At 71.1% G+C, this 10,769-nt stretch carries 10 protein-coding genes; 6 read left to right on the top strand and 4 right to left on the bottom strand.

The genetic code is table 11. The features are described 5' to 3' along the window. Positions 1–13 precede the first annotated feature (13 nt). Complete coding sequence (locus AB0B91_RS23140; protein WP_358322978.1) at positions 14–976, bottom strand: LacI family DNA-binding transcriptional regulator; 963 nt, start codon at positions 974–976, stop codon at positions 14–16. Positions 977–1,219: 243 nt separating this feature from the next. On the opposite strand from AB0B91_RS23140, the gene AB0B91_RS23145 reads away from it, so the two are divergent. Then, a complete protein-coding gene (locus AB0B91_RS23145) occupies positions 1,220–2,083 on the top strand; it encodes an amidohydrolase (RefSeq protein WP_358322980.1) in 864 nt (287 codons plus the stop codon). Continuing rightward, positions 2,080–2,637: a cysteine dioxygenase family protein gene (locus tag AB0B91_RS23150; RefSeq protein ID WP_358322983.1), complete on the top strand. Its 558-nt coding sequence runs from the start codon at positions 2,080–2,082 to the stop codon at positions 2,635–2,637. Before AB0B91_RS23145 ends, AB0B91_RS23150 begins: the two co-directional genes overlap by 4 nt. Here the strand turns inward: AB0B91_RS23150 and AB0B91_RS23155 are convergent. Beyond that, positions 2,634–3,296 carry a hypothetical protein gene (locus tag AB0B91_RS23155; protein ID WP_358322986.1) on the bottom strand — a complete coding sequence of 221 codons (663 nt, stop codon included), beginning with the start codon at positions 3,294–3,296 and terminating at the stop codon, positions 2,634–2,636. The two genes, AB0B91_RS23150 and AB0B91_RS23155, sit on opposite strands and share 4 nt — an antisense overlap. 13 nt (positions 3,297–3,309) lie before the next feature. Further along, entirely contained in the window at positions 3,310–4,482 is a 1,173-nt protein-coding gene (locus AB0B91_RS23160; RefSeq protein ID WP_358322988.1) for an MFS transporter, read from the bottom strand. 81 nt (positions 4,483–4,563) lie between these two features. Here AB0B91_RS23160 and AB0B91_RS23165 point away from each other — a divergent pair, with 81 nt between their 5' ends. Continuing rightward, on the top strand, positions 4,564–5,532 hold the full coding sequence (locus tag AB0B91_RS23165) for a LacI family DNA-binding transcriptional regulator (RefSeq protein ID WP_358323580.1): 969 nt from the start codon (positions 4,564–4,566) through the stop codon (positions 5,530–5,532). Here AB0B91_RS23165 and AB0B91_RS23170 read toward each other — a convergent pair. After that, a complete protein-coding gene (locus AB0B91_RS23170; RefSeq protein WP_358322990.1) occupies positions 5,498–6,913 on the bottom strand; it encodes an MFS transporter in 1,416 nt (471 codons plus the stop codon). The two genes, AB0B91_RS23165 and AB0B91_RS23170, sit on opposite strands and share 35 nt — an antisense overlap. A gap of 111 nt (positions 6,914–7,024) precedes the next feature. On the opposite strand from AB0B91_RS23170, the gene AB0B91_RS23175 reads away from it, so the two are divergent. The 3 genes from AB0B91_RS23175 (at position 7,025) to AB0B91_RS23185 (ending at position 10,739) form a co-directional block, all read left to right on the top strand. After that, positions 7,025–8,005, top strand: a complete 981-nt coding sequence (locus tag AB0B91_RS23175; protein ID WP_358322993.1) for a winged helix-turn-helix domain-containing protein — start codon at positions 7,025–7,027, stop codon at positions 8,003–8,005. A gap of 459 nt (positions 8,006–8,464) precedes the next feature. After that, positions 8,465–9,430, top strand: coding sequence for a sugar-binding domain-containing protein (locus tag AB0B91_RS23180; RefSeq protein ID WP_358322995.1), 966 nt, complete (start codon positions 8,465–8,467; stop codon positions 9,428–9,430). A 211-nt stretch (positions 9,431–9,641) separates the two neighbouring features. Beyond that, entirely contained in the window at positions 9,642–10,739 is a 1,098-nt protein-coding gene (locus tag AB0B91_RS23185; RefSeq protein ID WP_358322998.1) for a sugar ABC transporter substrate-binding protein, read from the top strand. Positions 10,740–10,769 lie beyond the last annotated feature (30 nt).

The raw sequence follows: 10,769 nt of genomic DNA on the forward strand, positions 1-10,769 counted from the left end.
GAAAAGCCCGGCCCTACTTCGGCGCCTTGCCCACCGAACCGCGTTCGCGGAGCGTCGGCTGTTGCACGACCCGGCGGCGCCGCGTCCCCCCGTCGGCCGCCGCCGACATGAGGCGGACGGCCGCCCGCACGATGCCGTCGATGTCCCAGTCCACCGTCGTCAGTCCGGGCGTGAGCAGCCCCGACATCGGGTGGTTGTCGTAGCCCATGACCGAGACGTCGCCCGGGATCGACAGTCCCAGCTCGGCCGCCGCCGCGTAGACGCCATAGGCGATCGAGTCGGCGAAGCAGAACACCGCGCTCGGCCGGTCGGCCTCCAGGATGCGGTGGGCCGCCTCGGTGGCCGCCGCCAGGCCGTGGGACGCGGTGGTCACCACGACGTCGAGACCGAGGCGGTCGGCTTCGGAGGTGACGAGCACGTCGGCCGGACGGTCGGGGGTGCTGGTCAAGGTGGGCGTCAGCACGGTGATCCGCCGGTGGCCCATGGCGTGGAGATGTTCGAGGGCGAGGCTGACGCCGCGGCGGTTGTCGAAGACCACTTCTCCGGCGGTGCCGGCGAGTGAGTCGCCGATCGCCACCACCGGCAGCGACTCGCACAGATCCGCCCAGAACGACGCCGCCGGATCGACGGGCTGCACGATCATGCCGTCGACCCGCTGGTCGCGCAGTTGCTGGGCGAGGGCCCGCTCGCGGGCCGGGTCACCGACCGCGTCGAGGATCAGCGCGTAACGGTCCTTCTCCCGCAGGCCCCTGCTGATGCCGACGGCCAGCGACTGCTGCCAGAGGTCTTCGAGGGAACCGCAGAGCAGCCCGATCATGTTGGTGCGTCCGCTGGCCAGAGCCCTGGCGATGGGGTCGGCCTCGTAGCCCAGCTCGGCCGCGGCGGCGCGCACCCGCTCCATGGTCTCCTCCGAGACCTGCATGCCACGCAGCGCGTAGGACACAGCGGCCGGCGACAGCCCGGTCGCCTGGGCCACTTCCCGGATTGTCGCTCTCTTCCGTGGCATTAAGCCAGCCTATTGCGTGCCACCGACAGAAGCTCGCATGCCGAAGGGACCGCTGGCGTGGTTCATCCAGATCCGGGGGCTAGCGGCCTGCCGTTGACATTTGTCTTGTGAAGCGGTTCACTGAACCGTATCACTGAATCGCTTCACAAGCTCGAATCGCCAGCGTGATAGGTTTACCTGCAATACTAGTAGGAAATAGAGGGAGGTGTGGCCGTGAGCATCGACATTCATCAGCATCTGTGGACCCGTTCGTTCGTCGAAGCGCTCCGCGGCCGGACCGTCCCTCCGTACCTGGACGGCTGGACGTTGTTCCTCGACGGCGAACCGCCCTACGAGGTCGACCCGGCCGACCACGAGAACCGGGACGTCACCGGGCTGGAGCTGGCCCTGGTCTCGCTGTCCAGCCCGCTGGGCATCGAGTTCCTGCCTCCGGAGGAGGCGTGGCCGCTGCTCGACGCCTATCACGAGGGCGCGCTCGCGCTGCCCGCGCCGTTCGGCGCGTGGGCCTCGACCTGCCACAGCGAGCCCGACCCCGAGCGCCTGGCCAAGGACCTCGACCGCGGGTTCGCCGGGCTGCAGATCCCGGCGACCGCCCTGCCCGACGACCGCCTGCTGGACGTGCTCACGGAGCGGGACCTGCCGCTGTTCATCCATCCGGGCCCGGCCGCGCCCGCGCCGCCCGGCACACCGTCCTGGTGGCCCGCGCTGGTGCCGTACGTCCAGCAGATGCACGCGTCCTGGCACTACTTCCACGCGGTCGTCAGGCCGCGCCACCCCCGGCTGCGCGTGTGCTTCGCGCTGCTGGCCGGGCTGGCCCCGCTCCACTCGGAGCGACTGATCGCGAGGGGCGGCACGGGCCGCGGCCTGGTGGACCCCGGCTGCTTCGTGGAGACCTCCTCGTACGGCCCGCGCGCGATCGACGCGATCGTCCGCGAGCTCGGCGTCGACGTCGTCGTCAACGGCTCCGACGCCCCCTATGCCACCGCACCCGACCCGGGCCTCGGCGAGGCAGCCGCCCACGCCATCCGGGTCACCAATCCCCGTCGTCTACTCAGCCGAAAGGAGACCCGTAAGTGAGCGAGCAAATCCTCGAACACACCGGCACGAATCAAACCCAGGACGGGGGTGCCTGTGCTCGGCTCCCGGAGCGCACACTGGACCGGCGCGAACTGCGCGAGCTGGTGAACGAGCTGGCCGCCAACCCGGCCGAGTGGCGGGAGCAGGTGGAGTTCCCCGCCGACGGCGGCCGGCACTACGCCTCGCTCTACCGTGACGCGTACGTCGACGTCTGGCTCCTGTGCTGGCGGCCCGAGGACGACACGGGCTGGCACGACCACGACATCTCCTCCGGCGCGGTCCACGTGGTGCAGGGCGCGCTGGCCGAATGCAACCCGCGCATCGGCGGCGAACACCTGGAGACCGTGGTGACGGAGGGCCAGTCGTTCTCGTTCGGCCCGGACCACATCCACCGGCTCAACGGCGCCATGGACAACAGCGTCTCGATCCACGCCTACTCGCCGCCGCTGTGGCGGCTGGGCCAGTACTCCATCGACGACACCGGCGTCATGCGCCGCGTCTCGGTCAGCTACGCCGACGAACTGCGTCCCATGGACGACGCCGCAGTGGCCTAGGAACGGTGTAGTGAAGGCCTGAGCACGCAGCAGCTCGCGCAGGGCTCCACATCGGGCAGCGCGATCCACAAGCAGCAGGTCCGGCGGAAGTAGCCGTCGTCGGCGGGCTCGATCAGCCCGTCGACCGGCTTGCCGATCTCGGCCAGCAGCGCCATGTAGTCACCCGCCACGAACTGCGTCAACGGGTGGGCGAACGCCTCCGCGGTCGAACCCCAGAGCGTCCGCTCACCCACCTTGACCATCCGGCTGATCACCCGGACCAGCGGCTCCTGCGACTCGGCCAGCGCCTGCCTGATCGGCGCGACGCCGGACCCCCAGCTCACGCGCGTGGCCGCGATCGTCACGCCCGCCCCCGACACCTTGAAGTACGTGTCGGCCAGCCGCATGGTCGGCACCCGCCCGTCGAGCGCCCAGCCGAGCGCCATCGGCATCGTGTGCCAGTAACCGTAGGTCTTCCAGAACAGCGCCGCGCCGACGTGCCGAGGGGCCTTCCAGCGCGCCGCCGTCTCGTCGACCAGCTCCCCCAGCAGTGTGTACGGCGGGCGCAGCAGCTCCGAGGCGGCCGTCCAGGTCTCGTCGGGCTCGATGACCAGGCCCGGTTCGACCCCGATCACCCCGCCGCGCCCGTCGGCCAGCCGCTGGAGCGCCTCGGTCAGCACGTGAGTCCCTCCACTACAGGTAAGCCTTACCCAACGTAGCAGGGCGCCCGGCGAACCAGCCGGCCAGCAGCTGCGCCCCCAGCACGCCGAGCCCCGCCAGCAGGGGCACCGTCCACCCGCCGGACACCTGCCTGAGCAGCCCGAACAGCACCGGCCCCAACGCGGCAACCGCGTACCCCACCGACTGCGCGACCGACGAGAGCGCGGTCACCGACGCCGGGTCGGGCGCACGCAGCGCGATCAGCAGCAGCGCCAGCGCGAACGAGGCGCCCTGCCCGATACCGAGCACGACCATCCACAGCCACGGCGCGGCGACCGGGGCCAGCAGCATGCCGAGGTATCCGGCCACGGTCATCAGCCCGGCCCCCATGACGAACGGCACCTGTGACGGCCGCCGCCCGGCCAGGATCGGCACGGCGAGCGTGGCGCCCACCTGGACCAGGTTCGTCACGCTGAGCAGGTAGCCGCCCTGGTCGGCGGGGAGCCCGGCGTCGTGGAAGATCGTCGGCAGCCAGGCCAGCATCACGTAGAAGGTGAACGACTGCAGGCCCATCAACGCGGTCACGTACCAGGTCACCCGGCTGCGCAGCACCATCCTGAACGGCCGTGGCCCGTTCTGCGGCCCCGCCTGCCCGCGCAGCGCCTGCGGAAGCCATAGCAGGGCGGCCAGCAGCGCGGGTACGGCCATCAGCGCCGAGACGCCGCGCCAGCCGTAGCCCGTGGCGTGCTCGATGGGGATCACCAGCGCCGAGGCGGTCGCGGCGCCGCCCACGATCGCGGAGCTGTAGACGCCGGTCATCAGGTTGACCCGGTCGGGGAAGTACTGCTTGGTGATGCCGGGCATGGCCACGTTCATCACGGCGATGGCGATGGCCGCGATCGCCGAACCCGCGTACAGGGTGGGGACGCCGTCGAGGCCGCGCAGCACCACGCCGGCGGCCAGCACGAGGAGCCCGGCGAGTAGCGTACGGTCCAGTCCGATCCGGCGCGCGAGCAGCGGCGCGATCGGCCCGAACACGCCCAGGCAGACCACCATGACCGTGGTGATCCCGCCACCGCCGGCGGGCGTGAGGCCGACGTCCTTCATGATCTCGTCGAGGAGCGGGGAGATGCCGGCGATCGCGGGCCGCAGGTTCAGCGCGGCCAGCACGAACCCGGCGACGAGCAGTGCGGATCTCAGGGACATAGAACCCCTACTCTCGCATAACGCTCTGACAACGTTGTCTGGCCGTCCTACTTGGGAAAGGATCCAAGAGTGAGACCGACGATGAAGGACGTCGCCTTGGCCGCCGGCGTGGCGCTCAAGACGGTCTCGCGCGTCGTGAACGGCGAGCCGGGCGTCAATCCGGCGACGGCCGAACGGGTGCGCGAGGCCATCGAGCGGCTGGGCTACAGCCGCAACGAGAGCGCGAGAGTGCTGCGCAGGGGCCGCACCGCGACCGTCGGGCTGGTCATCGAGGACGTCGCCGACCCGTTCTACGCGGGGCTGAGCCGGGCGGTCGAGGACGTGGCCATTGTCGAGGGCTGCCTGCTGCTGAGCGGCTCGTCCGGCGAGAAGCCGGCCAGGGAGCGCGAGCTGGTGCGGACGTTCTGCGCCCGCCGGGTCGACGGGCTGATCGTGGTGCCCGCCGGCGACGACCACTCCTACCTGCGGCCCGAGCTCGACGCCGGGACGCCCGCGGTGTTCGCGGACCGGCCGCCCGGGCCCGGGCTGGACGTCGACACCGTGCTCAGCGACAACGCGGGCGGCGCCACGGAGGCCATCGGCCACCTCCTGGCGCACGGCCACCGCCGGATCGCCATGCTCGGCGACCATCCGTCGATCTTCACCGCAGCCGAGCGGCTGGCGGGCTACCGCTCGGCCCTCGGCCAGCTCTTCGATCCCCGGCTGGTGGCGATGCGTGCCCCCACGCTTGAGACGGTCCGCACGGACCTGGAGCGCATGCTGGCACTCGACTCGCCGCCGACCGCCCTGTTCACCGGCAACGGCCGGCTCACCATCACCGCGTTGCGCGCGCTCGGCGGGCGGCGGATGGGGCTGATCGGGTTCGACGACTTCGAACTGGCCGACCTGCTGACGCCCGGGGTGACGGTGGTGGCACAGGACCCGGCCGGGATGGGACGGGTGGCCGCCGAACTGCTCTTCCGCCGCCTGGCCGGGGACGGCGGGCCGTCGGAGCACGTCCAGCTGCCGGTGCGCCTCATCCCCCGGGGCTCGGGCGAACTGTCTCCGTAACCTCTGGGGCGACATCCGGACGAACGTCTCCCGCGAAAGGGCGGACGTCTCCGGCAGAGACGGGGCCGGTGTCCGGACGTAGTACGCCGGACAGGGCCAGGGCGACGAGGATGCCCGCGAGGCCCGCCGCGGCGATGGCCGGTCCCGGGCCGATCGCCTCGCCCAGGGCGCCGATCGCCGCCGCGCCGATCGCCTGTCCGGTCATCAGCCCGGCCGACAGCAGCCCGAACGCCTGCCCGCGCACCTCCTCCGGCACCGACTCGACGAAACGCCGCTGCAGCCCGAGCTGGTAGGACAGCCCAGCGGCGGCCACGGCGGCGATCACCGCGGCCCACGCCACGCCGGGCGCCGCCAGGAAGGCCAGCCACGGCAGCCCGATCAGCACCGCCAGCGGCAGCGACAACCGCTCCCTGAGCGCCGGAGCCGCGAACCGCCCCACACTGAACTCGCCGACCGCCATCCCACCCGCCGCCAACGCCAGCACCACCCCCGCCTGCCCCCGCCCACTCAGGTAGGGCACGATCATCGCTTCGGCCCCCGCCAGGCACATACTCGGCAACCAACTGGCCAGCAGCAGCCCCCGCACCCGCCGATCGACCAGCAGCAACCGATTCACCCGCAACGTCACCCGCACAGCTCCACCACGCACGACCGCACTCCCGACCGCGTCCGGAACGGCCGTGTCGTACGGGGGCGCGCCGTCCGAGGACGCGCCGTCCGAGGACGTGTCACGAGCCGCCGTAACACGCCCAGCCGCGTCCGGGGCGGCCGTCCCGTGCGTAGCCGCGCCACGGGCGGGCCGGTACGGCAGGCCGTACCGCAGCACCACGGCGGCCACCGCCGAGAGCGCCGCCGTGACCGCCAGTGCCCCGCGCGGCCCCGCCATCGCCAGGAAGGCGCCCCCGACCGCGAGCCCCGCGATCTGGGCGCTCGCCGACGTGACCCCCATCAGCGACCGGGCCAGCACGAACGCGTCCCCAGGCAGCACGTCAGGCAGCAACGCACTCCGCGCCGCCTGGAACACCGGCGCGAACAACCCTGTCACCAGCACCAGCCCGAGCATCACCGGCACCGGCAACCCGGCGAAGGCCAGCAGCAGGCAGACCACCACCCTGACCAGCTCCCCCACGACCATCACCGCCCGAGGCGGCAGCCGGTCGGCCAGGGAGAGCAGGAACATCCCGCCCACGATGTACGGCAGCCAGCCGGCCATGTACGCCGCGGCCGAGAGCCCGGGCGACCCCGTCTCCGTGTACACCAGCACCGACAGCGCCAGCATCTTGATCGAGTCACCGGTGATCAGCAGCGCGAAGCTGCCGAACAGCACCCGGAACTCCCGCACCGCGAACACCTGCCCGAAGGTGGCTCCACGCTCCGTCAACCCGCACCCCCACGTTGAAAGGGCGATCCCGGAGGGAGGTCTCGGGACCGCCGGACACGATGCTGCGGGAGCACTCCCGGCGGAAGCGACACTTTCGGATATAAACGAAAGGTGTTCAGGATCGAGGTCACTCCGCAGGACATAGTGGCCAGCCGGTTCGCCATCTCGCCGCTGATCGAGACCATGCACGCGCAGTGGGTGATAGAAGGCCGCACCGCGGCGGGCGCGCATCGGCGCTGGGCCGACAAGTGGCGCGAACCGTACAAGAAGCTGGTCGGCCGCCATCCGGCACTGCGCGCCCTGGCGGCGATCACCGGCAACAAGGGCAGCGACAACGTCGACTTCATCGCCCCGCCGCCCGCCGGGATGAGCGTGCCGTTCGAGACCGAGCTGGCCGCCATGCGCACCACCCCGGTCGGACAGGCGCACGCGGAGATCGCCACCGCCCTGGCCGGTCGGCCGCCCGTGCCGGAGTGGACCAGGGCACTGCTGCTCGGCCCCGACGTCGTCCAGGTGCTGGCCGACGCCTACGAGGCGCTGTGGACGGAGATCCTGTCCAAGGACTGGCCGCGCTTCCAGGCGATCCTGGAACGCGACGTGGTGCAGCGGGCGGGCCGGCTGGCGGCGTACGGCTGGGCGGCGGCGCTCGACGACCTGAGCGAGCAGGTCCGGTGGCACGGCGACGGGTACATCGAGGTCCGGATGGGCAAGGGCGAGGAGCGGCATCGGCTGGGCGGCAAGGGGCTGCTGTTCCTGCCGTCGGTGTTCGTGCCGGGCGTGGGCGCCTACCTGGAGGACGCCTGGCCGTACGCGCTCACGTACCCGGCCCGTGGCACGGGCGCCGAGCCGCCCGCGACAGCCACGGGCCTGGCGGTGCTGATCGGCCGCACCCGCGCCCGCATCCTCATCGAGCTCGCCGTGCCCGCCACCACCACCCACCTCGCCGCCCTGCTCGGACACAGCCTCGGCACCACCGGTGGCCACCTGGCCGCCCTGCGCGGCACCGGCCTCATCGCGGGCACCCGTACCGGCCGCACCGTCCTGTACGCCCGCACCCCGCTCGGTGACGCACTCGTCGGCGGCACCTTGTGATGCTCTCCGCAAACCCCGCGCTGGTCACCGGCAACCTGTGACTCTCTCCGCAAACCCCTACCATCCTGTACGGCAGGCACGGGAAGACCCATCCGCCGCCGCGCGCGGGCGACATTCCAGGGTTACGCTCACCGGCCGTGCCACCACCCCGCCGTGACGCGCGCACGGTCACCGGCTACGTTCCCACCCCCGGCCGGAGTCCAAGCGCCTCAAGAAGGCGACCCAAGCGACGGCAGAAGGCGGCCCGAGCGACGGCAGGCCGATGAGGGTCTGACGACGCGGCCCGATTGGCCGCACGAACCCCAACCGCGGCGCGGCCCCATCGGTGGGACGGCGAGTCGCTGAGCGGTTGCCCCCAGGCGATTTTTGTTCGGCAGGCTTGATAGCCGTCCAGGCGGAGGGCGCGGAGGTATAGTCACATCCGTCCAGCACAAGTGTTCAGGCCGAGGGAGTGCGCGCATGAAGGCCGCCGAGGACGCGCCGGAGGCGCAGGCCCGTTTCCCGCACGATCTGATGTACGCGGCGGCGTCGCAGTACTACCTCGATGACGCCACCCAAGCCGACATCGCCAAACGGCTGGGCGTCAGCAGGGCGACCGTGAGCCGGCTGCTCACCGAGGCCCGCAGGCAGGGCATCGTCGAGATCAGGGTGCACCGGCCCGCCACCCTCGAGGAGGGCCCCCTGGCCGCTGAGGTGGCCGAGGCGCTCCAGCTGAAGCGCGTGCATCTGGTCCCCAAGGTCAGCGGCCCGGCACTGGGGCCCTGGCTGGCCCCCGGGCTGGCCCGCGCCCTGGCCGGGGTCGGGCTGGAGTCGGGCGACGTGGTGCTGGTCTCGTCCGGCAGCACGGTCTACGAGTGCGCGCGCGAGGGCCTCGGGCAGTTCCCCGGCGTCACGATCGCGCCGGCCGTGGGCGGCCAGGAGGAGCCGCAGCCGTGGTTCCAGACCAACGAGACCACCCGCATCCTGGCCGAACGCGTCGGCGGCGTGCCCAGTTACCTCTACGCGCCCGCCCTGCCGGGGCCCGAACTGTTCTACTCTCTCCAGCACGAGCCGTCGGTGCGCAAGGTCATGGACCTGTGGGCGCACGCCAAGTGCGCCATCGTCGGCGTCGGCTCCGCGCCGCTGATGCGGCAGGTCGTGCCCGCGTTCATGCCGCGCGACGCGGAGAGCCTGCGCGAGGCCGTGGGCGACGTCTGCATGCGGGTGTACAACCGCGCCGGGGAGCCGGTCTCCTACCCGGGCAGCGAGCGCCTGGTGGCCCCCGGCCTGCACCAACTACGCAGCATCCCGACGTCGATCGCGGTCGCGGTGGGCGCCGAGAAGGTGCTGTCCATCATCGCGGGCGCCCGGGGCGGCTACTTCAACCAGCTGGTCACCGACGTCCTGACCGCCGAAGGGCTTCTCGCGGCGGCCCGGCGTTCCTAACCGAACACCAGACGAACGACAGACGTCCAGTTCTTGACCAAAACCAGGCAAACGCCCTGAACATTTTTGCTGGACAATTATTCTGAACTCGCGCTAGCGTGAGCCGCACCACAGGACGTGACCGGTTGTGAGTGACATGTCTCCCGTGGTGTTTCGGGGGAGCGACGCGATCAGCGAGTCCGTGAGGACGTAGCGAGTGAGGAAAGAACCCGTGAAGAGAGTTCAGATGCGGACCTCCGCGTTCGCCGCGGTTGTCGTCATCGCAGGGTCGGCGCTGGCCGCCTGCGGCTCCGGTTCCACCGGCGGAGACAGCGGCTCCAGCACCAGCAACAGCGGAGGCGGCGCGGAGAACGCCAAGGTGGCCTTCCTCATGCCCGACCTCGCCTCCACCAGGTACGAGCTGGCCGACAAGCCGCTCTTCGAGGCCAAGATGAAGCAGCTCTGCCCGAGCTGCACGGTCATCTACCAGAACGCCGACTCCGACGCCGCCAAGCAGCAGCAACAGGCCAACTCGGCGATGGCCCAGGGCGTCAAGGCCATCGTGATCGACCCGGTCGACTCGGCCGCCGCGGCCACGATCGTCAAGACGGCGCAGTCGCAGCAGATCCCGGTCATCGCCTACGACCGGCCGGTCCCGGCCACGCCCGCCGACTACTACATCTCGTTCGACAACGAGAAGATCGGCAACATGATCGCCCAGTCCCTGGTCGACCACCTCAAGAAGGAGAACGCCAAGGGCGGCATCCTGGAGGTCAACGGCTCGCCCACGGACGCGGCGGCCGGCCTGATCAAGAAGGGCATCCACAGCGCGATCGACCCGAGCGGCTTCAAGCTGCTGGCCGAGTACGACACCCCCGACTGGCAGCCGGAGAAGGCGCAGACCTGGGTCAGCGGCCAGATCACGCAGTTCAAGGACCAGATCGCCGGCGTGGTCGCGGCCAACGACGGCACCGGCGGCGGCGCTATCGCCGCGTTCAAGGCGGCCGGTGTGAAGGTGCCGCCGGTCACGGGCAACGACGCCGAGCTGGCCGCCGCCCAGCGGATCATCGCGGGCGACCAGTACAACACGATCTCCAAGCCGATCAAGATCGTGGCGGAGGCGTCGGCCGATGTCGCCTACCAGTTCATGCAGGGCAAGAAGCCCGCGGGCAAGACCACGCTCTACAACACCCCCTCGCAGCTGTTCGTCCCCACGGTCGTGACCAAGGAGAACATCAATGAGGTGCTGTTCCAGAGCGGCATCATGAAGGCCGCCGACGCGTGCACCGGCGAGTACGCCAAGGGCTGCGCCGAGCTCGGCATCAAGTAGAGGCTCATCGAGTAAGGCTCATCGAGTAGG

Origin of the sequence: Nonomuraea sp. NPDC049141 (genome assembly GCF_040648415.1) — a bacterium.
Lineage (GTDB): Bacteria > Actinomycetota > Actinomycetes > Streptosporangiales > Streptosporangiaceae > Nonomuraea.